Annotated in this window: 21 protein-coding genes; 12 read left to right on the top strand and 9 right to left on the bottom strand. The window is 55.5% G+C overall.

Annotation, left to right across the window (positions count from 1 at the left end; translation table 11 throughout):
• Positions 1–61: 61 nt before the first annotated feature.
• Complete coding sequence (locus ACTF4R_RS17445; protein WP_440009169.1) at positions 62–412, bottom strand: DUF8216 family protein; 351 nt, start codon at positions 410–412, stop codon at positions 62–64.
• 269 nt (positions 413–681) lie between these two features.
• Between ACTF4R_RS17445 and ACTF4R_RS17440 the strand changes: the two genes are divergently transcribed.
• Positions 682–1,848 carry a competence protein CoiA family protein gene (locus tag ACTF4R_RS17440; protein ID WP_440009168.1) on the top strand — a complete coding sequence of 389 codons (1,167 nt, stop codon included), beginning with the start codon at positions 682–684 and terminating at the stop codon, positions 1,846–1,848.
• A gap of 15 nt (positions 1,849–1,863) precedes the next feature.
• Here ACTF4R_RS17440 and ACTF4R_RS17435 read toward each other — a convergent pair whose 3' ends face one another.
• Both ACTF4R_RS17435 and ACTF4R_RS17430 read right to left on the bottom strand, forming a co-directional pair.
• The gene (locus ACTF4R_RS17435; protein WP_440009167.1) at positions 1,864–3,732 is read right to left on the bottom strand and encodes an MBL fold metallo-hydrolase; all 1,869 of its coding nucleotides are present in this window, start codon (positions 3,730–3,732) and stop codon (positions 1,864–1,866) included.
• A complete protein-coding gene (locus ACTF4R_RS17430; protein ID WP_440009166.1) occupies positions 3,729–4,625 on the bottom strand; it encodes a hypothetical protein in 897 nt (298 codons plus the stop codon). Before ACTF4R_RS17430 ends, ACTF4R_RS17435 begins: the two co-directional genes overlap by 4 nt.
• Positions 4,626–4,926: 301 nt before the next feature.
• Here ACTF4R_RS17430 and ACTF4R_RS17425 point away from each other — a divergent pair, with 301 nt between their 5' ends.
• Entirely contained in the window at positions 4,927–6,192 is a 1,266-nt protein-coding gene (locus ACTF4R_RS17425) for a hypothetical protein (RefSeq protein WP_440009165.1), read from the top strand.
• A gap of 366 nt (positions 6,193–6,558) precedes the next feature.
• On the top strand, positions 6,559–7,539 hold the full coding sequence (locus ACTF4R_RS17420; protein ID WP_440009164.1) for a hypothetical protein: 981 nt from the start codon (positions 6,559–6,561) through the stop codon (positions 7,537–7,539).
• A 32-nt stretch (positions 7,540–7,571) separates the two neighbouring features.
• On the opposite strand, the gene ACTF4R_RS17415 is transcribed toward ACTF4R_RS17420, so the two are convergent.
• Positions 7,572–7,730 carry a hypothetical protein gene (locus tag ACTF4R_RS17415; RefSeq protein WP_440009163.1) on the bottom strand — a complete coding sequence of 53 codons (159 nt, stop codon included), beginning with the start codon at positions 7,728–7,730 and terminating at the stop codon, positions 7,572–7,574.
• Between the two features lie 1,719 nt (positions 7,731–9,449).
• On the opposite strand from ACTF4R_RS17415, the gene ACTF4R_RS17410 reads away from it, so the two are divergent.
• Together ACTF4R_RS17410 and ACTF4R_RS17405 are read left to right on the top strand one after the other, a co-directional pair.
• Positions 9,450–11,897 carry an amino acid permease gene (locus ACTF4R_RS17410; protein ID WP_440009162.1) on the top strand — a complete coding sequence of 816 codons (2,448 nt, stop codon included), beginning with the start codon at positions 9,450–9,452 and terminating at the stop codon, positions 11,895–11,897.
• Positions 11,898–12,200: 303 nt separating this feature from the next.
• Positions 12,201–13,067, top strand: coding sequence for a universal stress protein (locus tag ACTF4R_RS17405; RefSeq protein ID WP_440009160.1), 867 nt, complete (start codon positions 12,201–12,203; stop codon positions 13,065–13,067).
• A gap of 257 nt (positions 13,068–13,324) precedes the next feature.
• Here ACTF4R_RS17405 and ACTF4R_RS17400 read toward each other — a convergent pair whose 3' ends face one another.
• A complete protein-coding gene (locus ACTF4R_RS17400) occupies positions 13,325–13,465 on the bottom strand; it encodes a hypothetical protein (protein WP_440009158.1) in 141 nt (46 codons plus the stop codon).
• Between the two features lie 223 nt (positions 13,466–13,688).
• On the opposite strand from ACTF4R_RS17400, the gene ACTF4R_RS17395 reads away from it, so the two are divergent.
• The 5 genes from ACTF4R_RS17395 to ACTF4R_RS17375 all read left to right on the top strand — a co-directional run bounded on the left by ACTF4R_RS17395 (position 13,689) and on the right by ACTF4R_RS17375 (position 18,957).
• Positions 13,689–14,372 (top strand): MBL fold metallo-hydrolase, encoded by a 684-nt coding sequence (locus ACTF4R_RS17395; protein ID WP_440009157.1) that lies wholly within the window; start codon positions 13,689–13,691, stop codon positions 14,370–14,372.
• A gap of 264 nt (positions 14,373–14,636) precedes the next feature.
• Positions 14,637–15,494: a hypothetical protein gene (locus ACTF4R_RS17390; protein WP_440009156.1), complete on the top strand. Its 858-nt coding sequence runs from the start codon at positions 14,637–14,639 to the stop codon at positions 15,492–15,494.
• A gap of 486 nt (positions 15,495–15,980) precedes the next feature.
• Positions 15,981–17,519, top strand: coding sequence for a pyridoxal phosphate-dependent decarboxylase family protein (locus ACTF4R_RS17385; RefSeq protein ID WP_440009154.1), 1,539 nt, complete (start codon positions 15,981–15,983; stop codon positions 17,517–17,519).
• A 542-nt stretch (positions 17,520–18,061) separates the two neighbouring features.
• Complete coding sequence (locus tag ACTF4R_RS17380) at positions 18,062–18,349, top strand: amphi-Trp domain-containing protein (protein ID WP_440009153.1); 288 nt, start codon at positions 18,062–18,064, stop codon at positions 18,347–18,349.
• Positions 18,350–18,465: 116 nt separating this feature from the next.
• The gene (locus ACTF4R_RS17375; protein ID WP_440009151.1) at positions 18,466–18,957 is read left to right on the top strand and encodes a universal stress protein; all 492 of its coding nucleotides are present in this window, start codon (positions 18,466–18,468) and stop codon (positions 18,955–18,957) included.
• Between the two features lie 73 nt (positions 18,958–19,030).
• Here the strand turns inward: ACTF4R_RS17375 and ACTF4R_RS17370 are convergent, their stop codons facing one another.
• From ACTF4R_RS17370 to ACTF4R_RS17355, 4 genes are all read right to left on the bottom strand, one after another.
• Positions 19,031–19,900 (bottom strand): universal stress protein, encoded by an 870-nt coding sequence (locus ACTF4R_RS17370; RefSeq protein ID WP_440009150.1) that lies wholly within the window; start codon positions 19,898–19,900, stop codon positions 19,031–19,033.
• A gap of 382 nt (positions 19,901–20,282) precedes the next feature.
• Positions 20,283–21,671: a hemolysin family protein gene (locus tag ACTF4R_RS17365; RefSeq protein WP_440009149.1), complete on the bottom strand. Its 1,389-nt coding sequence runs from the start codon at positions 21,669–21,671 to the stop codon at positions 20,283–20,285.
• Positions 21,672–21,915: 244 nt separating this feature from the next.
• Complete coding sequence (gene tenA, locus ACTF4R_RS17360) at positions 21,916–22,581, bottom strand: thiaminase II (RefSeq protein WP_440009147.1); 666 nt, start codon at positions 22,579–22,581, stop codon at positions 21,916–21,918.
• A 261-nt stretch (positions 22,582–22,842) separates the two neighbouring features.
• Entirely contained in the window at positions 22,843–23,250 is a 408-nt protein-coding gene (locus ACTF4R_RS17355) for a helix-turn-helix domain-containing protein (RefSeq protein WP_440009146.1), read from the bottom strand.
• Between the two features lie 119 nt (positions 23,251–23,369).
• Here ACTF4R_RS17355 and ACTF4R_RS17350 point away from each other — a divergent pair, with 119 nt between their 5' ends.
• Positions 23,370–23,948 carry a DUF8170 family protein gene (locus ACTF4R_RS17350; protein WP_440009145.1) on the top strand — a complete coding sequence of 193 codons (579 nt, stop codon included), beginning with the start codon at positions 23,370–23,372 and terminating at the stop codon, positions 23,946–23,948.
• Positions 23,949–24,458: 510 nt separating this feature from the next.
• A complete protein-coding gene (locus tag ACTF4R_RS17345) occupies positions 24,459–25,697 on the top strand; it encodes a sugar ABC transporter substrate-binding protein (protein ID WP_440009144.1) in 1,239 nt (412 codons plus the stop codon).
• Positions 25,698–25,701 lie beyond the last annotated feature (4 nt).

Here is a 25,701-nt window from a genome sequence, read left to right as displayed (position 1 = left end):
GATTCATCTTGCTCGCTGGCTTCCCTTCATAACGGCAGTCTGTTTTGACGGCACTCGTCCCTCACCACTTATCACCTATCATCATCCCCACTAATACGAGGAATAATAGAACTAATAGTCTGCCGAGATTAGCAAACAGCGGCGGAATCAACTCCGGTAGAATCCCAGGAACCTCAAACCAGATTAGTGCTCCGCTACCTACGAACCCGATCGTGTATCGGGTGTTCCAGTACTTGGCAGAAGTATAGATGCCAAGGAGAACCAGTCCCGTCATTCCAAGATAGACGACGCCCGCAGTCTGTGCATCGTAAGCGACTCTCGTCCCGCCAACCAGCACCAGAACAATAGCGGAGGGAACCGCAATAACCTCAATCGCTCTCGATATTCCATCGGTAAGAGAGGGCGCAGCCATACGATGATATATACATAGAATGTAATAAGTAATTCACTTTATTGGTTGCGCTCATGATCCTCGTCGGCATATGGAACCACCACTCTCGGAGATATGAGGACGTTCTACCAGACGGGGTTCGATACCTTGTAGCGGGAGAAATCTGCACTCACACCACCTCTTTCATTCATTTTTCCCTCTACCATTTCCATGAGTTTCATGCGTTTGCTACGTTCCGATTATGGAAAACGACACACTCATGATATAGGCGAAGCATTTGGTGTCTAGCAGTGCCTTTCCGAGCGATTCGTGGCGAAGAAATCGTCACGCCGGCGATGGTCACGAATCAGGAACCGGTTGCCTGCCCGGAATGCAAGGGCAGGATGTATGCCCGCGACGGTGAGAAGCAAGCTCGACACTTCTATCACGTCGACGCTGCCACCGGTGACGCCTGTCCCGGACCCTCCACCGGAGAGTCGGCTACCCACGCTCGGTGCGTTGCGCTCGCCGTCGCCGCACTCCGAGAAATATTCCGCTCACAAGCTGCTCGATGCGCTGCTGAAATCGAAATCAACGTCACCGAAAGCGGCAGCGGAAACCGTACCCGACGGGCTGACGCCCTCGTCGAGTTCCAGGATGAGAATCCATTGTTCGGTAACGGTCTTATCATCGAAGTACAGCACAAACATCACGCGAAGAGCATCCGAACGACGACGCACGACTACCTCTCAGCAGGATATTCCGTAGCCTGGCTTTCCACTGAGGACTTTGCCGACGAACAGCTAGCGTATTCAGTCGTCGACGAAGCCTTCGCCACAGCGGACGGAGATGGATACAGCGTCTGCAATGATTCTCCACAGCAGTTCATCGATTGTGAAAGCTACCGCCACATCGGTGAACACAACTGGGGAACTGTACCAGGATACATTCTTACTTGCGAGGACGACTACGAGATCTGTACCAGCAGCTCCTGTACACTTCGCCGCCAATACGCCGAAGAGGCCTCCAAATATATCTACAATCCTGAGTCGATCACGATTCCTGACTTGCCGCTCCGAGTCCTTCGAGAAACATTGGTGGGACAGTTTCCATGTGGCATCGAAGAATCGCTGATGCAATGCTATCGTCAAGCAGTATTGGAGAAAGCACTCGCAGATCGGCCGGAAATCGACCAGTGCCCTGGACCCAAAGGGTTCCATGAGTGGGAATCACCGGAATCTCTCTGGGATGGCGCCGCCACGGTGCAACTGTGTGCCTGCCAGCACTGTTCAGTACACTTACTCTCCGATCTGCGTGGATATGAGGATGAGCGAACCAACCTTTTCTTGAGCGAACAGCCAGACCCGGAGTGGGACCTACTCTCCCTTGAAGCCGACCCAAGACAATGCCAGAACCGAAGCCACGAAGAAGGATACTGGTACGAATGCTGCCCTGATTGCGGTGTCTCAAACCCTTAGTAAGCCAGTGGAATGCTAAGAAGATGGGAGATTGTCAAACTCTTCTTCAACTATCGAGCGGGCTTCCTCTTGGAGAATTTCTCCCACTTCGTCACGGACGATACCGCGAATATCTTGCTCACTAAACTCATCTTCTTGGCGTGACAGTGCGACCTGAGCATCTAGCGTCCGGAAAGCTGACTCCAGTTCTTCTATTCGTTCAACGACATCGGAGAGATCTCCATGGAGGTCGTTGACATCCCGAGCCTCATTCTCAGAGGAAACGTCGATCTCGACGCCGGACTCGTCGAGAATCTTGGTAGCTGGCCGATCTTGGAAACGAAGGTCCTCGAGGTTGGCTGCTGGCCGAATCGGGGTAGGATGCATCATACCTGCAAGCCTGACGCCGCTCACCGAGGAGACGTTTTCGGCAAGGTGTTCTGCGAGTTTCTTTTGCTGCTCGGATTCTCCATGGATCAGGGTGATTTCGTCCGGGGATACGTTCCGGGCGAACTCGAGAAGTTTGTTTCGAGCAGCGTGGGCTGAGAGGCCATGATAGCGGGTTATCCACTCGGTTGGGAGAGTTACCGTTGTTCCTTCGTCGTCGGGAATACCTTTGCCAATTCCGTTAGCTGGAAGAGTAACGGTTACCTCCTCGGCATCGCTTGTAAGCCCTTCTTCGATTACGTGTCCAGGTGTTCCTTCTGCTTGATAACCGCACAAAAACACCTCCGCCTCATCATACCGCTCTGCAAACTCTACGAGATATGACGGAGCAAAGCCGCCCGACAACATCCCTGACGGAGCAATGATGATTGGGGTTTGGTCCCTGGTGAAGATATTTTCCCGGTCGATATCGTAACCAGCGAATGCTTGGCCAAATAGGAACGGTTGGTTATCACCGGAATTTACTCTGTATCTGCGGATTGACTCGGCAGCAAATTCGCCATCGGCATGTTGGTTGTACGTGTCCGTCGCTCCAACTGCCATGCCATCGTAGTAGACACGAAGTTGGGCTAGCTTGTCGTCGGCCAGTTGGTGAAGACGGTGTTTGAACATGTAGAGTAGCTCTTGCGAGCGGCCGACGCCAAAGCTAGGTATGAGAACAGGGCGGCCGTCCAAGGCGGCTTCTACGGCCGCGTTATAGATTGCTGTTCGGGTGTCGGAGGCAGACCGGTGACTGTGCGTGTCGCCGTATGTGGATTCCAGGAAGAGTTTCTCTGCTGTCGGTGGCTGGTCTATTGACGGTAAGTGGTTCGATCGGCCTCCGAGATCACCGGAAAACACCACTCGGGTACCGCTATGCGAGAGTGCTAACCACGCACTCCCCAAGAGGTGGGATGCATTTCCGAACTGGAAGGAGAGAGGTTCCTGCTGACCGACGTGAGGGACGTAGTTCTGGATATCGTCTTGGATGTAGCCGCGAGGGACGAATCGGTCGAGAACTGCTCGGACGTCTTTTGCGTCGTATAATTGGTTGTAGCCTGGCTCCTGAGCCTTTTCTTTGTGGATTTTCAGAGAGTCATGGAGGAGGGTGTCAGCCAATGCTTCCGTTGGCCGAGTAGTGATGATACGAGCCTGTTTAGCCAAGAGATTGTGGCTTTCTAAGACCGGGAGTGCACCGATATGGTCAATGTGGGCGTGAGTGAGAAAGACCGCGTCGATATCTCCGTCTTCAATTCCACGGAAGTCAGGGAAGAGACCGCCATCACCCTGGTTCAGTCCAGCGTCGACCAGATATGTGCCATGGGTCGTTTCAATCTGGTAGCAGCTCCGGCCAACTTCCTGTGCTCCACCCCTGGGGATTACGACGAACGGAGTGTCTTCGCCTAATTCGTACTCTAACTCTGCATTTCCTGTTTTCACGAGCGGGCTGTCTTCTTTTTCGATGCTAGCTTCGCTCATCGGGAGAGCACCTCCTCAGCGTAGAATTGCTCTCGTTGCTTGGTTTGGCCCTTGAATTCAGTTGGCTGGAAGAGTTCGCTCTCACTCAAAGCGGGCACGAATTCGTCTATTTCGTCAAGAACTGGTGTCAAGGGTCGAATGGACTCGCCTGGGGAAGCGACCCGACGGAGTTTCCAGACTGCTGGAATGGAGTCTGATTTGTTCGTACGGGCTGCTTCTTCTTCTGTATAGTATTTGTGACGACCAGCAGGCTGTTGCGTGTCCCGACTAGAACGAGCTGGCTTTGCCGAAACTTCCTTGATCTGCACCAATTGGGGCGGCGAAAGACTCTGGCCAGGCATTGCCGTATCCAAGTCATCCCTCACCCGTGTGGCAGTCAACCCACCTTCCCGCCTGAAATACGCAAGTGTCATCTCCCCTTCGTCTTTGTACAAGCGAGGCGTGGAGACCGTTTGTCCTGTTTCTCTATCGGTTGTCGTATATCGAGGCGGGAGTTCGACGACGCTGATGCCATTCAGATAAATCCGGCTTGTATCGATGTGAGAGAAGTCTTCAAGCTCTTCGAGGAGTTCGGAGAGTTTCTCACAAAATCGCTCCGGACGCCATGCCTTCGTGTTTCTCGGCGGTCGTTCAGCAGGGTTATCGAAGTGAATCGTCGATGCAGGAATGTACCTTCCCTTCGGCACACGAACGTCAACTGGATACTCTGGCGTTGAAAGCGTTTCATGCACCTTATCGCCAGCAGTTGTTTTCCCCAGCTCCAGCTTCATCGAGACCGGAAGAACGGTCGGGGGGAGAGATTCAATTGCGGCTATTGGATCCGATTCATCAAAAACGACCACTTCTTCTTGTTCTGAACTCCGGTTGGAAGTCATATTGCTTGAGTCGCTCATGTTGGCCCTCCAGTTTCAGCTCACAGTATCGATTCCGACGCCCCGAATTCGCTATAGGCAAGCGCCGGATTCTCTACTTCGAGCTTCTGTAGCGCTATTTGTAAGAGTACAGTAAAAATCTAGGGCGTAAATAGTGGTTTACGGCCCTAATTACAGAAGATCAATACCAATAGATATCTTGATGAGATAGGCAAGCCTGAAGGGAGTGAAGAACCGAACTACCCTTTCTAGTTCTGTTCCATCGCCGATTAAATCGTTTCCGTAAGCGAATGTTTTATTTCCGACTATTGGAATGCTGAGTATGCTAATGGAATCAGCGACGGTTGATGCTGCTATCGACGATCTGCGCGGCCATTTCACCACGTTCTTAGAACAACTGTCAGCGCAAGTAGACGACCAGACGCTCGAAGCAATCGTGGAAGAGGACGAGTCGCTTCAGAGTGACGTACTCGGGCAGATGCGAGAGCGGTTCGTCGAAGATACGCTGATTTGGCCGATGCTGGAGACGCTTGGGTATCAATACACGCCACGACCATACTATCCGGCTGGCGACGACGGTGAGTGTCCTGACTTCCGCATTGACAATCTAAGCGACGACGTGATTGGCGAGAACAAGGCACTCCACGCGTACGGTGATGCGGCGAGCGATATCGAACTGTATCTCGATTCGCAGCGGTACGACTATGGCATTGCCACGGATGGCCTGACGTGGGGTGTCTACGAGATTGTTGCAACTGACGGGAAGCATGTTGAGTGTCAGGCGGTCGTCGACGAGCATGATCTCCAGCCAGTCTTCCAGCAGCTTGCACGCCAGAACGACCTCATCAACTATACGGATCAGTTGCAGTCCGAGCAGTCAGTCGACGGTCAGCTTGGCGACTTCTATCGGACATTCTCCCACGAAACGATTCGACGCGAAATCGGTGGCTTGTCACGATTCTACGACAAGTATATCGAACTCATTGACGGAGAAGGCGAGTACAACGACTTCGAAGAGAATCTCGTTGCAGCCATCGACGCACCATCGGATGCCGACCGCGGAGACCGACTGGCTTTCGCCGGATTGTTGATTGACCGGCTGGCGTTCGTGCAGTTGCTATTGGACCGTGAAGTACTGGCGCTTCGCTCCCTGCAAACGTACTGGGACGAACACACAACCGGCCTGAACCGGTTTCAAGGCAGTTTCTACAGCCAATACCTCAGTCCGCTCTTCTATGATATTCTCGGGACGCCGGTTGGAGTACGGGATACCGACGGAGAGGCGACGTTTGGACAGCCGCCGCATCTCAACGGCGGACTCTTTGAGACTCTTCTTCCCGACGAACGTGCCTACGACGTCCCGGACCCAGTCATGCAAACAGTCTTGCTGCGACTTATCGAGGGCGAACGCCGAACCATCATCAACCAGGCTGTTGAGGGCTCCCTGCTCGAGTCCTACACAGACGTCGGCAGCCTCGATATCGCCGGCGAAACAGCCCGCTGGTACGGTGACATCACAACCGCCTACGACAACAGTGTCGACTACGTCGAAACCGAGATCGAAACCACACTCCGATCATTCACCTAAGCCCAGCTCTGGTTGAGGTAGTCTTCTGTCTTAAAGAGGATTTCGTAGATAGCTGTGATAGGCGATCAAAGTCGGGGTTTGTCCGAGTCTATTGTCGAACCTCAGCGCGGTTGTCACAGACGGAGACTGTAGATTAATGTATATCATCCCCCTTTATGTAAATTAGTTGAAGAAGGCATCACACCAAATGATATATGTAAGGAATAGTGTATCTTGGGTGTGTCCAGTACGGATTCTCATGAAGTGAATCTTCACGGTATTATTCTTGCTCTTCTAATACTGCTTTCAGGTTGTACATCGTCTTTCCCAGGTCACGATGAAGAGGCCAGAGGAGAGGTCAAAGTGATCCCCTAGAAAGATACGCCCGTGCCAGACGAGATGTCCTCAGGGAAACAGTCTCTTCCGGCATTTGCAGAGCAAAAAGGAGTCAATTCAGCCGGACTAACTGAGGGAGAAAGACGTCAGGCGCAAAAGCTGGTTGCAAACTTCACGGAGGAGGTCCCCGAGAACAAGACAGAAAGGCGGGTGTATCTCTTAGAGACAGCAGGTAGTATCTGTAAAAACAGTAGTCAGTACGAGCGATCACTCCAACCCAATCGGATTGAGAGAGGAAGAAAAGATTCGAAAATGGCCGCCAGACGACTCTCTTATGCCTCTCAGGTTATAAATGAGCGATTCACGAACGACGTGCCAGTCTCGAGGTTCAGGCGGCTACGTAATGGTGTTGATGACGCTACAAAGTACGTTCCTATCGTCGGGAGCTACAATCGTCTGACCAACGCTTCATGTGCCGCTTCGGAGAAACGCACAGACCAATCCCTCCGACGTTTCCAAGTTGCAGCGATCATGTTCGGTGTTGATACTCTGTTGGTTGCAAGTGGTGGATTCTATAAGCCAGCTTTCACCGGAACCAGGTACGTCATGAATACTGCCAGTAAATTTGGGCTCTATCGACTCCGATACGTCTGTGGGAACCGCTGTTGGGCCTTAGCATGGAGTGAGGTCCATTGGGCATTGCGTGGTGAGATGCTAGTGAGACTCCACGAGCTGGCTCAGTACGCCGCGACATCTGATCTGAACATAACCAGAGAAGACTATCGACGAGTTGCTGAGATGCAGGGCATCAATTCGAAGGCTATCACTCAAGTGGGCGAGAAGTGGTTCGATGAAGGTAAACAGATTAGTGGCAATGTCGGTAAGAAGGCCCAAGATTGTCTCTCAAACGTTTCCGACGATCCCGAAAAGGCAGGGAAAGAAGCGAAAGACCAAGCCGAAGACGTCGTTTCGGGAGTGTTTGGTGGGAAGAAGGAATCCCAAGAGGAGTCAAACCCTTGTAATGGAAGATAAGACGTTAACACACTTGGCGCAGTACGGGCCTCTTAGAACACCTCAAGGTAGTCTTCGATAACTTCTCTTTCGTCTTCAGTGAGGTCAAACAAGTCGTACACGGCTTCGTCAATCTCCGCTTCCAAGTCCTCAATGTTCGTTTCCTCTACGGTCTGCCGGTCGGCTTCCAGCGCCTCGATGAGTTGTTTCACGCCGGCTCGACGACGAGTACGTGGCCGTCATCACGAACGAATAGTCGCCGACCACCGCCAGCGATGGTCGCCCCAGAGCCAGTAGCGACAGCGCCGGCCAGAGTACTGTAGTCTCACGACCAGTAGCCGAGACGGACGATGTGTCGCTCGGTCAAACGACTGTTTGTTCCTTACGAAGACCTATACTGGCTCACAGTGACCGAGAGAGTATGGAGTGGCGCCGTCTGGGCCAGGGATTCGGCGTTCTCGGTATCGTTGGCGGTAGTATCGGGGTCTGGTATGCGTTCCAGCGACAGATGTGCACTATGGTTGCCGGCGGTCCGGATCACTGCGCGCCGAACATCGTCTATCTTGTTCCGGGAGTACTTGCCGTACTCATCGGATTCGGTCTGCTCGTGTTTCTGTATCGGCGTCAGCGATCCAAAGAGCAACAGACGATAGGAGCGGAGTAGCGAGACGCCTGCTGCGACGCACGACAACCGAGAAGCACGGTGCTGCGCTTCGATACGGAGAGTACTGACCCCGTTGCGATACTCTTGGCTCGGACTGATAGCAGCCCATCTTCTTCCGCGAGAGAGCACACAGTTACCACGTCACGATCGAGATCGTCGACGTCACCCAGACCGTTGCGTCCAGTAACAGTGGCAAACGAAACGTCAAGGCAGAGCCGTCGACTGGCTCAATGGCGTGAGCAGTAGTCTCACCGCGGAGACGGAGTCTTGTCTTGATTCGGCGGTGTCGGTCGCTGTCGGTCAGTGACGCACTTCGTAATGGAACGCTCAGTACTGGCTCGGACGTGACGGCAGGCCGACGTGAATGATATCACTCGCCGGGGGTCAGTAGCGGCCGGGACACCAGCTGTCGAATGAAACCCACGCTCACCTCCCCGAGACCCCCCGGTCGCGAGTGATATCACAATCGGTGCTGTTGTTCTCGTCCACACTCTGCGACCATCCATGGGGCCGGTGGAAACAACACGGGACGCTCACGCCAGCTAGCCGTTGCTTGCACGCAGAACGAGAAACACCACGTAGAGCAGAAATCGAGTGCCGTTCCGGACTCCCCGTGGTCGTCCGTCACTCCAATGGCTGTCGTACGGACGTCTAGAGTCACGAGCAGTATAAAGGTTGCTCGTATAGACAATTGTATTAAATTTCTATACACAGGAATCAGCACGGGATTTTGACCGACGTTACCGCGAACAACCGTGGTCAGCGGTGCGTTACACCCGCGGGGTAGGGATGGTGTCGGCGTGAGTTGGACAACGAGAACACCCGGGGATGTGATATCACTGGAACTGGAGAGCTGTCGCCGAGAAATGGGACGCCCGGAGCGAATTCCAGGTTGATCGTGGTTAGTAGGGAATACTAACGAGAGCGCGTGCGATGCCAGGTCAAGAGCACACCACCACGATAGTAGAGAGGAAAAAGTCGGAGAAATAGGCTTAGCCGTCCCTGTTGAAACGTCCCTGGCTGACACAAATTGGGTGCTGAATACAGAGGCTCCGTTCATTCCAGAATACGTTCTCGTCGAGATCACGGAAACAACGAAGCATGGTGATTCGAGGGGGTCTCTATCGGATTCAACATGAACCGAGATCTGATGGATCAGACGACATTCACTGGGAGTACCTCGGGTCAGTCGCAGCTGAGGAGTCGGAGTGAATCACCTCCCAAACGCTCCCTCCCCTTTTTGATATTGCGTCTGATTGGATTGGATATGGATGATGAGTCTCCGGATCGTGTGACCCAAGAGACGGCGGGTGATGCTACTCAGGGGGGATCCGGCGATGTTGAGACGGAACTCTCGCGGGACATGAGTCTCTTCGACATCACGTTCATCGGCGTTGGTGCGATGATCGGCGCCGGTGTTTTCGCCCTCACGGGGTTCGCTGCGGGTCTCGCTGGGCCCGCATTGATTCTTGCGTTCGCGCTGAATGGCTTTGTTGCGCTGTTCACAGCTGTCTCCTATGCCGAACTCGGGGCCGCGTTCCCGGAGGCAGGTGGGGGCTATCTCTGGGTGAAAGAAGCGCTCGTCGATCCGAATGGCTTCTACGCGGGCTGGATGTCCTGGTTCGCGCACGCGGTCGCCTGTTCCCTGTACGCGGTGACGTTTGGCGTGTTCCTCACCGAGTTTCTGGTCTACGGTGGTGTTCTCGCTGACGGATTCCAGCTCTTGGGGGTCATCGGCCGTGGACTGCTGGATAAAATCCTCGCAGTCCTCATGGTTTCTCTGTTCGCGTACATCAACTATCGCGGCGCTGAGGAAACAGGCAAGGCGGGCGTTATCGTGACGTTCATCAAGGTCGTCATCCTCGGAATCTTCGTCGCGTTCGGCATTCTGGCGACGATTCAGACCCCGAACTGGCCCGCGAAGTTCCTCAATAGTCCCCGGTTTGCGCCCAACGGTATCGTTGGGATTATTGGTGCGATGGGCTTTACGTACATCGCCTTCGAGGGCTACGAGATCATCGTCCAGTCAGGCGAGGAAGTCGTTGAGCCGGGGAAGAACGTCCCGAAGGCTGTCTTCTACTCACTGGCTATCGTCGTGCCGATCTATATTCTCGTCGCGTTCGCCGCGATTGGTGGGATCGAGACGATTCCCGAACTAGCGGCACGGGCGGGGGTCCCCGCTAGTGCGCCCACGTGGCAATTGCTTGGCAATCTGGGCGAACTCGGTATTATTGAGGCGGCCGGCCAGTTCGTTCCCTACGGCGTCCCGTTACTCTTGGTCGCTGGACTAACGGCGACGATGAGTGCCTTGAATGCGACCGTCTACTCCTCGTCACGCGTTTCGTTTGCAATGGGGCGCGACAGAGCCCTCCCCGAACTCTTCAGTAAGGTTCACCCCGAGAAGCGAACGCCCCACTTGGCAATTTTTCTCTCAGCGGTGCTCATCGCACTGATGGCGGTCGTACTGCCGATCGAGACGGTCGCGGCGTCAGCGGACATTATGTTCATCCTCCTGTTCGTGCAGGTCAACTGGACGGTCATCAAGATGCGCAAGACCCACCCCGACCTGCCACGCACGTACGAAGTCCCGTATATGCCGTGGCCCCCGCTCATCGGGATCGTCCTTCAGTTCATGTTGACGCCGTTCCTCCTCTCGGCGCTGGGCATGGAAATCGGACTGGGGCCGGACTCGCACGGGTTCATCGCCCTCGTGACGACCGCTATCTGGATGGGCCTGGGGCTCCTCCTCTACTACGGATACTCTCAGCGGAAGGAGGAGGAAAAGATCGAGGAGGAAACGCCGACTGTCACAACCGAGCAAGCGCCCGCCGGAGAACGGCGGGAACGCGAGCAACGGATTCTCGTCCCAGTGGCAAATCCGGCGACCGTCGAGCAGTTGATGCGTACGGCACTCGACCTTGCCGAAGAGCGAGATGCCGAGATAGAAGTGGTAAGCGTTGGTACAGTTCCGCAACAGACGCCGCTTTCAGAGGGGCGCCAGTTCGTCGATGAGCAACGTGCTGTCATCGACCAAGCAATCGAATTTGCCGACGAAGAGCGCCCGGACGTCCCGGTGAGTGGCAAAATCCGTATTGGACACGACGTGTCCCAGGCAATCCTAAATACGATCGAACAGGACGACATAGACCTCGTGCTGATGGGCTGGCGGAGCCGTCCCCGCCGTCGTGACTTCGTCTTGGGTAGTAACGTTGACGAGGTGGTAACCAAGTCCCGCTGTGACGTCCTGGTTGAGCGTGTCGGCCCTGCCGCCGACAGCGAGTCCATCGGGAGCGTGGACTCGATCCTCGTGCCGACTGCTGGCGGTCCGCACGCCGAATTCGCAACCGAAATCGCCCGTGCCATTGCCAGGCGCAACGGTGCCTACATCAAGGTGATATACGTCCGATCGAACGAATCAGACCGTGACAACGATGCGCAATCGATTCTCGATTCGACCGGAGCTGAACTTGAGAACATCGAGGCGACCACGGAGATCATCGACGGTACAGATATCACGGATGCTATCGTCGAGGAATCAGCCGACCATGACCTCACGATCATCGGGGCGTCCCGGGAAGGACTCCTCCAGCAAGTCGTGTTCGGGGCCATCCCTGAAGACGTCGGCCGGCGAGCGCAAAGTACGGTCATCATGGCGAAACGGGACCTCGGAGTCACGTCACGTGTGACTCGGTGGTTTAAAAATCGCCGCTCGTAATCCGGCCTAACTCCTCTATCTAGAGCGTCATCTCAAATCGCACTACCAATTTGATGAATATGCGCCCTATATGCAGCACGGGTCGTCGGACCTCCTCGGGTTCTGTCAGGAAGGGCGTGACCGACTCAGAGGATCTAGCCATCATAGCGGATCCAATGGGTCCAATCACACTCGGCCCAACTGCGCTATCTTGTAGAACTGCCATTGACCCGGTTGGGGGTGATAGGGGCTGAGGAGTCCCCCCGCTATAGTGACTGTGTTAGTAAACGAGCTTTATTATCCTACGTCTAGAACCTTTCACTTATGAGCATCAATTCGGGGGACAGACCGTGGCCTCAGACACTCGCTCATAAGGATCTCGACTGGCCGACGACGGACCAACGCATTCTCGTCCCATTCCATGAGGCTGTGCATTTGCATGAAACGAGCCTGCTTGGGGCGAGCATCGCCTTCGGGACTGACGGTGAGCTCTATCCCTTGCACGCCATAGATGACGAAATCGACAAGACAGACGTAATCCGCCACGATGCCGAGGTGAAGAAGGCCATCAAAGATCAATTTTCCGTGCCCCTGAGTCAGACAGAAGAAATCCGTTCCCCGAAACTTCTTGAGTCATTCATTGACACCCACTCGATTACGACGACCGTCATCGACAGTGCCGAAACGAGCCTCCTTCCGAGTGGACATTCTCCCCATCCAGTCACTACGGAGTGCCACAGTGTCGTCGCAACCAGGATGGACCAGTTCGACGCACCGGCGAGCATCCTCGTTGCGGTCGCCGCAGGCCCACATTCGGGACTCGCAATCCGGGTTGCCGAGGCAATCGCAAAAGCATACGATTGCTGGCTGGAACTCTTCCACGTCATCCCTGACGACGCCAGCGACGAGACAAAGAACGACGCTGAAAAGCTCCTCGAAGCCTATGAATCCCGGCTGGACGACGCGGTCGACGTTGACCACCTGATCACCAGCGCACCAGACCCCGCAGATGCGATCATCGAACACGCCAACTACCACGACCTCACCATCCTCGGCGCTCCGCAGAAAGGCACCCTCCGGCGATTTCTCTTCGGATCTACCCCCGACACGGTCAAAGAGAATGGTGTGGCAGGGCCCGTTCTGACCGTCCATCGGAACACGACCGAATCGATAATCGCTCGCTGGCTCTGAGGAACAGCCACTTGACGCGCCGACTCATTCAGAGATCCCTACGGACTTGAGCGAACCGAATACGACTCCCCTTGTGCTACATTCGCGCTCTCTATTCAGCACGGGCGCGATGACTTCCCCAGTCGCTGTCAGAAGTGCCGTGCTGGATACAGAGCGTATCTCTCCCACCAACTACCGGAGTCTTATGACCTCCTCACTGCATTGGGGAAGGTTGGCGGGCGAACATCTCACTCCTCCTCGACGGTCGATACGTCCTGTCACGACGACTCACCGAAGAACGTCTGAAGCGCCCCGAGAACTCCCAGATACGTCCCGAAGACAACGATTACGAGCGGGACCACGAGCGCCAGTACTAAACCACCTAGTGGATTGATTCCGAACATCTGGAGGACCGTCATGCCGTACCGTAGACTCTACTCTACTCTACTATTGGATAATATTGTCGACACCAGCCACAACTATTCCGTGTCTGTGACTTCCTGACGTGCCTCAGATGCGCCCTGTATCTTGCAGCGACTCGGCGAGTTACCGTGCTGCTGTCACAAATACCGTGCTGAATAGAGAGGCTCCGTTCAGCAAGCAAGCGAGTGTATTATTTTCGGGAGCCTTGAATCGCTACTGATGGCAACCCAGCTCACCCAGGGGCTCTGGCAAATCGATTGTCAGACACGGGACCGTCCCAACGTCTACCTCGTCGGCAAGGACGGCGACTGGACGCTCGTGGATGCGGGTTGGCCGGGTGACGAACGGACTGTCCGGGATGGCCTCACCGAGGCGGGAATTAGGCCCGAGACTATCGACCGAGTACTGTTAACGCACTACGATGCCGACCACGTCGGAACGCTCGCTCGGCTCACGCCGGCCCTGGATGCACCGGTGTATATCCATCACGCAGAAGCCCCCTATCTCACCGGCGAGCGACTGCCGCCGTGGACCGCTCGAAACGGGCTCGAAACCCTCCACCGGCTATATTACAGGCGGATGACCCTCCCCAACCTCCCGATTCGCCCGCTTCAGGATGGTGACCAGATCGGTGGGTTCGACGCAGTTCACACGCCAGGCCACACGCCTGGGCACACCGTGTTCTATCACGAGGAGACCGACGCTACCTTCCTTGGTGATCTCGCATTCGCCATAGGCGAGAGCCTCCGGCCATCAGGCCGGTTCAGCAGTTACGACCGGAGGCAGATTCCCGAGAGCATTCGTCGGCTTCTGGCGCAGATTCCGGAGTTCGAGTACGTCTGTCCGGGGCATGGCCCATCACTGACGAACGGCTCTTATCACCTGACTCATCTCGTCGAGTAATAGTGAGATGCCCAGTATTCATACGTTCAGCACGGAGTAGAGCAGGCGGTCAAATACTGTCACTACGGCCTTGACCGAGACGCGCCCTGTATCTTGCATCTGTTCACCGACTTACCGAGCTGCTGTCACAATCGGCGTGCTGAATAGAGAGGCTGAGTTCAGCAGTTCGACGATAGAGAGTTCTCCTTACGAATCTCGAAGGTCTATCTGGAGCGGAGTGAAGCGTACTAAATCGTTATTCTTCTGGGGAACGAACCTACTTGGATGGGATCGATCGTTCAGTCGACAAGAGAGGCATTAGAATTTCCAATCCTCAGGGGCCTTTCGCCGCTCTGGAAGACGCTCATAGCGGTTGGCACGTACGCCACGTGGACGGCGCTTACGTGGCTGCTTGAAGGTCGAATCCATACGTTGCCCCGCCCAGAAGCTGTGACTGACAGATTGGTGTACACGGGCGTCGTGAACATACTCGTGGGTACAATTGTCGCCCTGTTACTCGTTCGGGAATTCGTCGCGTCTGATTTCGTCTCCCGTTCACATCTCGGATTTCGATCTACCCCCCGCGCCGTCGTCGCTGCTCTGATAGGCGGAACTCTCGGATTCACTTTCTACGCTCTCCAACAGCCACCTACGACCGATCCCGTCGTAGTGATGAACGTGTTTGCGCAAGTACTCCCCGTTTCGATCGCAGAGGTTGTCGTGTGCTGGGTCGTCGTCGGAGGGAGCGTTGCGGCGCTCCTGCACCATCGGGGTTTGAACCGGTATATCGCTAACGGGGGTGCCTTAGTAATCTCAAGTCTTCTATTCGGCGTATATCACTTCGCTCACAGCCCTCCCTTCAACACGGTCGAAATGGTCGGTCTTCTGTCGGTCGTGAGTGTGGGAACGGGCCTCATTTACTTTGTTGGCCACGCGTTCTATGGGGCTCTGGCCTTCCACAATTTCATGGCCCTGATCGGCATCGTCTCGTCGCTCAGCGAAGCGGGTCAGATCGGCTTATATCAACAACCACTACCACCACTGCTGGTAACGGCTCTCGTCGCATTGATCATCGTGGTCGGGATGGAACGTCTCTTCGTCAACGACGCGGACGAGAAGGTTCCGAGAGAATACCAGGTCTAATTTCCGTTCTTGAAATCTGCCATAAATTACTACTTAAGCAAAAATTCGATGAGGAATACGCGCCCTCTATTCAGCACGGCCTCACAGTTTCAACCAGTGTTACCAGAGATGACCGTGGTCAGCGGGACGTTCCATCCCCCACCCAGGGTGGTGCCGGCGTGAGTTGGACGACGAGAACACCCGGGGTTGTGATATCACTGGAACCAGGAGGCTACAGCCGAGGAAATCGATGCTAAGCCTCCGGGGTGGAACTCGCCGACTTCCGGGAACAAGTCGAAGCCACCTCACCGCTGGTGGACACCATCGTGAACACCGTCCAGCTCGACACCGACCTGGTGGTCGAGGGGTGCGGTGATAGCATGGAACAGTCACGAAGCGCGTGTGGACGGTGTACACTACCTTCTAGGCGGAACCGACTGGCTAGCGCGACTGCTCAACCAACCTATGTATGGGAATTGTTATCGTCACACATAATGTACTGTCTCCATGGCCACCCATGGAAAGCCGTCAGACAACGATTTTGATTCCGACCAGTTCCGGGAGTTAGGCTACCGGACCATAGACCTGATTGCAGACTATTACGAGGGTATCGATGACCGCTCGGTCTACGTCCAAGCCAATCCCGAAGACATCGTCGCAGCGTTCGACGAGTCTCTTCCCGAGGAGGGGACAGATCCGGAACTGATCCTCGACGCTGTTGAAGAGTTCGTTATCCCGTATGCGACCCACAACCCCTCGGCACGGTACTTTGGCTTCGTAATGGGGTCAGGCACCCCGCTTGCGCCGCTAGCCGACGCCATCGCAGCAACGGTGAACATGAACACCGGCGGTTGGCACCCGGCACCCTCAGGAACGGAGATTGAGCGCCGTTGCACCCAGTGGCTGGCAGAGGCGGTCGGGTACCCATCTGATACTGGCGGTCTGCTAACCAGCGGCGGGACAATGGCCAACTTCACCGCACTTCTGACCGCATTTCGCGAGCGTACTGATTTCGAAACGACTGGTCCAGGGTTGCAGGAGACTGACCGACCGCGGTATACACTGTATGTGGCCGATCACGAGGGGCACTCCAGCGTCGTCCGGGTCGCGGACATGCTGAATCTCGGCAGGAACGCCGTCCAACGAGTGCCGAGTCACGACGACTTTACGATAGACGTGGCCGCTCTCGAACAGATGCTTGATGCCGACCAAGCAAACGGAGATGAACCCTTCTGTGTCATTGGGCAGGCCGGCTCGATTAATGTGAGCGCGATCGACCCCCTTGACGCACTCGCCGACGTCTGCGCGGAGCGTGACCTCTGGTTCCACGTCGATGGCGCCTGCGGGGCGGTAGGGGCGATGGTTCCCGAGTTCAAGTCGCGTTATGACGGAATGGAGCGTGCTAACTCTGTGACACTCGACCCGCACAAATGGCTATTCATCCCCTACGAGTGTGGGGCGGTCCTCATCCGCAATCAGGACCTACTCGCAAAGGCATTCGCGATGGACGCGTCGTATCTTCGGGGGTCGATCGGTGAGACACCAGAGGAATTCGACTACTACGAGTTTGGACCGCAAATGTCCCGCGGATTCCGTGCGTTGAAGCTCTGGATGACCCTGAAGCACTACGGGCTGGAGGGATATCGGGCGCTGCTGCGCAAGAGCGTTGACTGTGCTGAGCATCTCGATACTCTCGCCCGCAACCACGACGACTTTGTGACGGTACAAGAACCAAATCTGTTCATCTACTCGTTCCGCTACGTCCCCGGAGACCTCCAGGCGGCGCTGGCCGACCCACCGGCGGTCCCGCTCGCACGGGTCCACCAGTACCTCGATGAACTCAACCAGCGCATCGTAGACGAAGTCGTGCAGAGTGGACTCGCATTTCTCACAACCACGTCCATCCACGACAGGCGCACCCTCCGGATGTCGATTTGCAGTCATAGGACGACCATCGAGGACATCGAAACGGTGTTCGATAGCCTGGCGGAAACAGGTGCGCGGATAGATGAGGAGTGGCGAGAGAAGGCAAGCCTTCCAGTTTGACCGCAATCCACGAGGTGGCTCTCTACTTTCCCGCCTACACCGTTATAGAAATTCGAGGAGAATACCTGCGGCTAAAGCCGCAGAATGAATCCGACAACTCCTCCCCAATCCACGTTCAACAGCCCGACGAGATTTCTAATCCATACTTTGAACTGGCAGGCGATCCTACAAAAGACGAGGAATCAGGCTGGGAACAGAGTGATTCCCGCTAGTCCTACGATGGCGGCCTGTCCACCCCAAGCAATAAGACAGTAATCGGAACCAGTTGATGACCGCCCGATTCTCACAGAATCGGTTGCGGAGTTGACTGCTGTACGCCCGAGGAAAGTAGCTCCGAGTCCGTTGACGCCCACTCAACCCTTGCCGGGCACAAACAACCACGAGGGTCGAACGTGGTCGAGGAGAGGAGTACCGGGGGCTTGGCACTCCCAGCAGTCCCATCCGCCCGAGACCACGAGCATCCCTACGGATTCTCACCGTCTGGATGCTTCTTCGACTGGCCGTGGGAGCATTTATTGGCGCAGGCGGTGTATCATCTCTGTATGCCCGAAGAAGTCCTGTTCAAATCAGAGAGCGACCAGAGCCGAGAAGAAATCGCAGCGTATCTTCGCAGTGTCGTTGATAAGCTCGAACAAGGGGAGCCGATCACGCTCAAATCCGGTGCCGAGTCCGTGACGATGGAGCCGCCCGCCCGCCCGACGTTCGAGGTCAAAGCCGAACGCGAGGGGCCGACGGATGGCCCGGGTGAATTGAGTATCGAGTTCGAACTCGAATGGAACGAGAACGGCAGTGAGGGGGACGGCGGGAGCGGCCAGTTAGAAATCGAGTGATCAATTCGCAGGGCCTACGTATCGGCCAATCCCCCTGACCTCCGTGAAAAATAGCGACCGTGGCAAGAGTTCTGTGACACCCTCATCCGTTCTACTAGTTTCATTTGAGAAATTCAATGGTAGTTTACAGTCAGCTAGGCCCATCAACCATTTGTCTCTCGGATATCAACCTGCCCGCTGATGAACGCACTCGAGCTCTGAATCCGCCTCATAGCTGGGATCTTCCTAATCTTGACCAACAGATTTTGGTCGCCATCGAGTTCACGCTGACGCGAGCGTCCACTTCCTGTACGTCGTGGATGTCGGAACCGAAATGTCTGCGTCCGGTGTCGGGAACATCGCCGATGAACTCTCGAAGACTCTCGCGACGATGGCCACCGACACCCTCGATTCGGCGACAACGCGGGCCGAAAACGCAGGGACTCTGTACGAACGATACTCGAGGGGTCCCATACGAAGCGATTGTAGAATATAGTACTGAACACGAAACCGGTCTCATCGTTATGGGTCTGAGTGGTCGCTCGGGAATCACGGAGTGTCTGCTGGAGAGCACAACGGACCGTGTGACGAGGTCAGTCGACACGTCTGTCTTCATAGCACGTTCGTGATCGAGATGACACACGATACCTCGTCAGAGATTCCATCAACATAGGCGTCGAAAACCATTCCTACCGACAGGATTTACTCTGGTTCCGCGACAGTCAGGACGGGGACTGGTGCGGAGCGTACGGTCTTTTCAGCGACGCTACCGAGGAGGATACGATCCGTGCCACGTCTCCCTGTCGTCCCCATCCCAACGGCGTGTATGTCGTTCGATTCGATGCAGTCAAGAATTACCTCAGCGGGTGTTCCGTGTTCGATGTGGCGGACAGTGTTTGTAACCCCACGTGTTTCGGCCTCCGAGACGACGGTCTCGACAGCGTCGGTCGCGGCCTCTTCACTTTCTTTCCCGGAAATCGTCGACCGGACATCCATCCCCAGTGTAGTGTCGTCCACGACAGACAAGACGTGTACAGTTGCATCAAGCGACGCCGCAAGCTCAACGAGATGATTGGCAGCGTGCGTCGCAGCGGTACTCCCATCCGTCGGGATGAGGAGGTTCTCGTAGGGGAACACCAGCGTCTCATCGGGCTGCATGCGGACTGTGAGCACGGGAACCGAGGAGAGCCGGACGACCTTCTCGGATACACTTCCAACGAGGTATCGTGAGGCCCCCTCGCGGCCGTGAGTTGGCATCACGACCAGATCCTGGTTGTACTGTTCGGCGTACTCAACGATCGTCGGGGCCGGATTGCCCTGGACGACGTCAGTGTCATATGAAACCCCGAGTGTGTCCAGTGTTTTTGCGGCCTCGTCAACGACGTTCTCACCCTGTTGCACGAGCGCATCGACAGTGTGGCCCTCGACGACGGTGACGCTGTCGCGCGTCGTGTCGGCAACGTAGAGCACGTGGATGGTCGCGTCGGCCCAGTGGGCGAATTCGCTGGCGTGATGGAGCACCTCGGCTGCTCCCTCGCTACCGTCGTACGGGATGAGAATGTTCTCGTACATAACTCGATAAGACAGAATACGTTTGCCGACACCTAATGGTTTTTCACCTATATTTCGAGATAGTGACTTTCAATTGCAGAAGATCGCACTACCAATCGCACGGTTTTGCGTCTCCATGTATCGAAAGTGAGCCGCAACCGCGTCTCAGAACGCGTGGCGCTGATCGGCCTGCGTGCCTAGAAAGCGGCATCAGGGGAGGCCGCTCGACTGCCAGGAATGCACGTTCAGTATGTCTCCACTGCCTGGTGATTCTTCAGTTGCGTTCGGGTGAACCGGCAACTCACCCGAACGAGCAGTATCTGAAAACCATGATATATCAGCGCGGGATTTTCATACGCGTTGAGTAGCCTGATCGGAGTCTCAGCCGCTGAGACACTGCCGATCAATCGGAGTCGCTCTCGCCAGCCGACGACTCCGTTTCGACCGAATCGACGGCGTCGCGGTCGACGGTCACTCGGACCTTCTGAATGCGAGTGTTTTCCACCTGTTCGGCCCGCAGCGTCACGTTCTCGTAGTCGAACTCCTCGCCTTGTTCGACGAGGCGACCCGCGCGGTTGAAGATAAAGCCCGCGATTGTTTCGAACTCTTCGCCCTCGGGGAGGTCGATGTCGAGGGCCTCGTTGATTTCGTCGATATTGACATCACCGCGGACCAGTACTTCCGTGTCGTTGACGAACTCGATCGGGTGTTCCTCGCCACCCACTAGTATCTCGCCGACGATCTCCTCGAGCACGTCCTCCATCGTGATGAGGCCCTCGGTGGTACCGAACTCGTCGATGACCATGACCATGTGCAGCCGGTTCTCGCGCATCTCCGAGAGGAGTTCGTCGACGTTCTTTGACTCGGGGATGTGGAGCGTCGGGGCGACCACATCCTCCACTTCGAGGTCGGCGAAGGCGTCGTAGTTGGAATCGTCCAGGTCACGGATGTCGAAGACGCCGATCACGTTGTCCAGCGAGTTCTGGTAAGCCGGTAGGCGGGCGTGTCCCGACAGGATACATTGCTTGATGGCTTCCTCGACGGTCGCGTCTTTGGAGATGGCCGCCATGTCGAGGCGGGGGGTCATCACCTCCTTGGCGGTGGCGTCGGTGAATCGCAGGGTGCGCTGGAGCATCTGGCGTTCTTCCTCGTCGAGGATGCCCTCGCGCTCGCCTGTCTTGATTATGTTCCTAATTTCGTCGCGAGTGACGTACGACGACTCGATGGACGAACTGCCGCCGGTGATCTTGTTTACGATGGTTGTCAAATAGTAGAACAGGGTGATGAGCGGCCAGAGCACTTTCCCGACGATTTTTAAGGGGGGAGCGACGGTTCGTGCCCACGAGTCGGTGTTCTCGACGGCGTAGGACTTGGGTGCGCTCTCGCCGAACAGCAGGACCATCGACGTGATACCGAACGACGATACGAGTACTGCCGTGCCCGCGTCGAAGTAGAAGCCGACGATGGTCGTCGAAATAGAGGACATTGTGATGTTGACCATGTTGTTTCCCACGAGGATCGTCACAAGCAAGCGATGGGGGTCCTCTTTGAGGGACTTGACCGCCCGCGCGCCACGCTTGCCCTCTTCGACCATCGCGTCGATCTGGTGGGTCGGCAGGGAAAATAATGCAATTTCAGACGATGAAAAGAATCCAGACCCCATGAGAAGCATCAGAATCATGAGGATACCGATCGCGGTGACTCCCGTCTGCCCCAGTTCAACACCGACGACCGGCACAGTGTACAGTATGATACTGGCCTCAGCTGCTGCTGTGAGCACAGATGACCCCATCAATACCGCCTATTACGTGACCAGAAAATTAACTCTTGTGGAACGGAGCAAGGTTTTACGACGAACACTCATGCATAGCATATTGCTGGTGTGCATTTGTCTTTCTATTGTGCCTTGAATTCCCCAGTTTGGAATTCTGGGGCAGAAATGCTCTGAATGTTAACTGCTACTCTTGCTCATTCGCTTGTTTCAGCGTACTTCTCGAAGGTATCTGGGACACTCGCCGTATCGTTCTCACTCTGGGTTATATTGACCACTCCTCCTGTCGCCAGGCGGCGTCCCAGAAGCGATATTCGTAGCGTGCCGACGTCCGAAACAGGTTTTGAAAACGCTCGCGCTCGGCCTCGTTGCTGTCCGCAGCAACATCGTCCATCAGATCTAGACACCACGTTGTCAGTTCTGTGAACTCCTCGCCCGCGTACATCTCGATCCACGTGGCGTATCGGTCGTCTTCGGGCAACCCTCGGTCTGCAAGTCGCTTTCCGGTCTCGTTGAAGCCCCACATGCAGGGCAGGAGCGCAGCTACAAGGTCGCCGAACGTCCCCGTCGATGCGACGCGAACGAGGAAGTCAGTGTACCCTCTCGTAGTGGGCGACGGTTCGGTCCGCTCCAGCTCAGCCTCCGAGATGCTGAACTCAGCCGCGTATTCGCGGTGTAGATCCATCTCGGTGTTGATTGTCGAATCGAGGAGTTCGGCGAACGTTCCCATGCGTTCGAGGTCGGGAGCCTTCGTCGCACCGTAGGCGAACACCCGTGCGTAGTCGACCAGGTAGACGTAGTCCTGTCTGACCCAGTATTTGAACGGCTCCCGGTCAAGTGTTCCGTCTCCCAGTTCTTCGACGATTGGATGCTCTAGGATAGCGTCCCAGACGGGGTCAGCCACTACTCCTAGGTCGCTAGTGAAGCTCACGCCTAAGCGTACAACCCCCCACTAATATAACTCCGTTGTACCGCCTTGCTGATAACTCTGTAGACATCCGTCATGGTGGTCGCTGAAACCGCGGCCGTGTCACTCTGGTCAATGAGATCGTCATCGAACAAGACGAAGTACACTGAACCGTAGGTATGCAGACAGCCCCTCAGCGGCGACAAACGAATGGCTGAGAGGGACTCAAAATACATCCCTCTCATTTCGGGGGAGTGCTGACCATCACTTTACAGCGGTCGCTCATTACTGGGGGCGTGGCGCGGCTTGATAGCGCTCTATAGTGTCGGTCTTCTCCACGCGGGCATAGATGTCTTGCAGCGTTTCTTCGGCGCGCAGTAGGCCGTGGTCGTCGAGGAATGCGTGTCCGTCCTCACTGAGTCCGTAGAACTTGTATGGGCGGTCGTTTTGTCGTCGGTCTTTCGGAAGTACGACCTCTTCGACGATACCGACGTCGATGAGTTGCTGGAGATGCTGGCGAATCGTCGTCTGGCTCTTGCTGGGGTTGACGTAGTCGAGCTCTTTGAGCGTCGGGAGTTGGGCCGGATGTCCGAGGATGTCCTGAATGAGTGCAAACCGTGTCTCCTGGGTGACGGTGTTCAAGCGTTTGCGAACACGGTCGAGATCGGTTGACGCGTTATCAGGCTTGCTCATACAGGAGTATTCGTGGAGTACGTCCAAAAGCGTTTCGCCGAAATGCGAATCGGTCGAATACGATGTGGTAACCGAAGCAGCCGCTACATTAAAATTGTGCGGTTGTGAGCGTGAAGACAATGAAGAAAACGGGACCAGCGAGGGAGGAAATAATAGAGAGAGCTGAGGAGTATCTCCACGAAACATCGCTCACGCCGGAGGAATATGAAGCGCTCAAGCAAAGTATTGCAGAACTATCGCCAATATTCACGACTGAGAGCGCTTACTTCGTTCTCGGGAGCTACGGACAACCCGAAATCTATCGCCTTCATCTTGTCAAAGACCGTCTCAACCGACGTGCAGACGCCTATGCTTTCCTGATGGTCGATATTCGTAGCGAGTGGGTGAACACCTATCTCAAGTTCCGACTGCTCGCCGACTATACCGACTACATCGTTGGCGTAAGCGAACACGATCAGGGTGGCTTCTTGGTCGAACAAGGATACTTCACCGCACTGGAGAAGTACTTCGCAAAGACGCACGTTCTCAAGCGCGAGTACACGGATGTGGGCGCTGAGGACGTTGATACGAACGTCGATATCGAGAATCCGTATAGCGGGATGCAGACTGCAATCTTCGACATGCTCGCCAACGCAGACCGACTATATATGTGGCAGTTTGAGGACGACCTTTTGGAGTGTGCCGAGGCAGTACCATAGAACGGGATAGCAACCGGAGTCTCGATGCGTGACGAGTTGCGGTTGCGGATACAGGACTACTCAGTCACTTCGCTCTCGTTCTGAAAACAAAAAGGGGAAAGACCGTGTTTAGGATCAGAAGATGACGATGGCCTCGTGTTTCCATCGGACGTCGTATTCCAGACGGCTGACCACCAACAGGGCGACGTCTTCATCTGCAACTTCGCCAACGTAACGCCGACAGGAGGAGCAATTCTCCGCACCCGTGTCGAAACGACGTAATCTTTTCCCGTCCTACAGGGGTTGTGGAAGTAGTTGGGACGACGAGAACACCGGAGTTGTAATATCGCTGGCAGCGACGGGTTCAGACGACGAACAGGTACAGCGGTCGACAGAGCGATTGGTATTGTTCCACCTGTTTACAGGGTCGGCAAGAAGAATATCTCAGTTTGAGTTTGTTTGAACTACCTCCCAAATTGTTCATTTATAATAGTTAACTATTAGCACGATACAGATGGTAGTCCGTGTTGTATGGTATCGCAAAACAAAGAGGGGGCGTATTTGGACCGACGCTCGTATCTGAAAGGCGTTGGCGGTGCGACCGCTCTGGGAATGACAGGACTGTCAGGGTACACGAGCCAGGACGACACACTCACAGTTGGCCTTTCGACACACTTCACGTCCGGAGCGTGGGTGACTGCAGTTGTCGAAGCAACACGATTCTACGCAGAAGACCAAGGATTCGACTACAACCTGTTTACCACCGGCGGAGAAAGCCAGAAGCAGATCTCGGACATCCGCCAGATGGTCAACCAGGATTTCGACGGTATCGTCCTAATTCCGTTCAACTCCCAGGCGATTGCATCAGTCGTCGAAGAAGCAACTAACGCTGGTGTTCCAGTGTTCACGGTGGATATCGACGCTGCCACTGGTGCCGACAAGATGCACTTCTCGTGGGACGACGAAGCGGCGGCACGCCGCGCCGGTGAGATGCTCGTCGAAAATCTCCGACAGCAGAAGCCGGACCAAGACCAATACCAGGTTCTCGAAGTTCGTGCACCACCGGGACGCGACATCGCTCGCTTACGACACGAGCCGTTTGTGAACCTTATCGAGCAAACTGACGATGTCACTGTCGCTGATACGGTTGTCGGCGACTGGGTGCGTTCGACGTCCAAACAGCGCACGCAGGAGTGGATCAATGCTAACCAACCACCGGACGCTATCTACTCGGCGAACTTCCTGATGAGTCTTGGAGCCCTCTCGGCACTCCAGGAGATGGACTTGGCTGCCCCTCGTGGACAGGACGACCACATCGTGATGACGCAACTAGACGGGTCGCAGAACACACACGAAATGATCATGGAGGGATTCATCGACGGCGCCGTCGACCAGCCGAACTACTTCTACGGCCCGCTTGCATTGGCGTACTTGGAACGGTACGTCAACGAAGGGGAATCAGCGCTCCCGTCGGAAGGGTCGACCGTGACCTCGACGAAAGAGCCCGTTGCTGAAACAGGTAACCAGACCACGACGCCTACGAACGCAACGACGACTGCGAGTAATGGTGGTGGCGAGACGATCAGTATCGAACCTGCTCAGCATCGAGGCGTCGAACTCTGGCAGGCACCGATCTGGTCACCCGCCACGGTCGGTCGAGCGTTGAACCATCGCCAGTTCGTCACGAGTCACGTCGAGATCACCGAGGAAAACGCTGATGCACCGTATCTGTGGGGGAACATCTGGGGGCCCGACGCGTCTGTCGAGTGACGTT

The organism is Halomicrococcus pelagicus (assembly GCF_051917725.1).
Classification (GTDB): domain Archaea; phylum Halobacteriota; class Halobacteria; order Halobacteriales; family Haladaptataceae; genus Halomicrococcus.
This window is presented reverse-complemented; position numbering and strand designations above follow the sequence as displayed.

What these genes read in the sequence shown, in the direction of transcription:
- ACTF4R_RS17430 (WP_440009166.1), bottom strand. Translation starts at nt 4,625, where the DNA reads ATGAGCGACTCAAGCAATATGACTTCCAACCGGAGTTCAGAACAAGAA.
- ACTF4R_RS17370 (WP_440009150.1), bottom strand. Translation starts at nt 19,900, where the DNA reads ATGTACGAGAACATTCTCATCCCGTACGACGGTAGCGAGGGAGCAGCC.
- ACTF4R_RS17445 (WP_440009169.1), bottom strand. Translation starts at nt 412, where the DNA reads ATGGCTGCGCCCTCTCTTACCGATGGAATATCGAGAGCGATTGAGGTT.
- ACTF4R_RS17355 (WP_440009146.1), bottom strand. Translation starts at nt 23,250, where the DNA reads ATGAGCAAGCCTGATAACGCGTCAACCGATCTCGACCGTGTTCGCAAA.
- ACTF4R_RS17435 (WP_440009167.1), bottom strand. Translation starts at nt 3,732, where the DNA reads ATGAGCGAAGCTAGCATCGAAAAAGAAGACAGCCCGCTCGTGAAAACA.
- ACTF4R_RS17375 (WP_440009151.1), top strand. Translation starts at nt 18,466, where the DNA reads ATGGTAGTTTACAGTCAGCTAGGCCCATCAACCATTTGTCTCTCGGAT.
- ACTF4R_RS17365 (WP_440009149.1), bottom strand. Translation starts at nt 21,671, where the DNA reads ATGGGGTCATCTGTGCTCACAGCAGCAGCTGAGGCCAGTATCATACTG.
- ACTF4R_RS17425 (WP_440009165.1), top strand. Translation starts at nt 4,927, where the DNA reads ATGCTAATGGAATCAGCGACGGTTGATGCTGCTATCGACGATCTGCGC.
- ACTF4R_RS17405 (WP_440009160.1), top strand. Translation starts at nt 12,201, where the DNA reads ATGAGCATCAATTCGGGGGACAGACCGTGGCCTCAGACACTCGCTCAT.
- ACTF4R_RS17380 (WP_440009153.1), top strand. Translation starts at nt 18,062, where the DNA reads ATGCCCGAAGAAGTCCTGTTCAAATCAGAGAGCGACCAGAGCCGAGAA.
- ACTF4R_RS17400 (WP_440009158.1), bottom strand. Translation starts at nt 13,465, where the DNA reads ATGACGGTCCTCCAGATGTTCGGAATCAATCCACTAGGTGGTTTAGTA.
- ACTF4R_RS17410 (WP_440009162.1), top strand. Translation starts at nt 9,450, where the DNA reads ATGGATGATGAGTCTCCGGATCGTGTGACCCAAGAGACGGCGGGTGAT.
- ACTF4R_RS17390 (WP_440009156.1), top strand. Translation starts at nt 14,637, where the DNA reads ATGGGATCGATCGTTCAGTCGACAAGAGAGGCATTAGAATTTCCAATC.
- ACTF4R_RS17395 (WP_440009157.1), top strand. Translation starts at nt 13,689, where the DNA reads ATGGCAACCCAGCTCACCCAGGGGCTCTGGCAAATCGATTGTCAGACA.
- ACTF4R_RS17385 (WP_440009154.1), top strand. Translation starts at nt 15,981, where the DNA reads ATGGCCACCCATGGAAAGCCGTCAGACAACGATTTTGATTCCGACCAG.
- ACTF4R_RS17345 (WP_440009144.1), top strand. Translation starts at nt 24,459, where the DNA reads ATGGTATCGCAAAACAAAGAGGGGGCGTATTTGGACCGACGCTCGTAT.
- ACTF4R_RS17350 (WP_440009145.1), top strand. Translation starts at nt 23,370, where the DNA reads ATGAAGAAAACGGGACCAGCGAGGGAGGAAATAATAGAGAGAGCTGAG.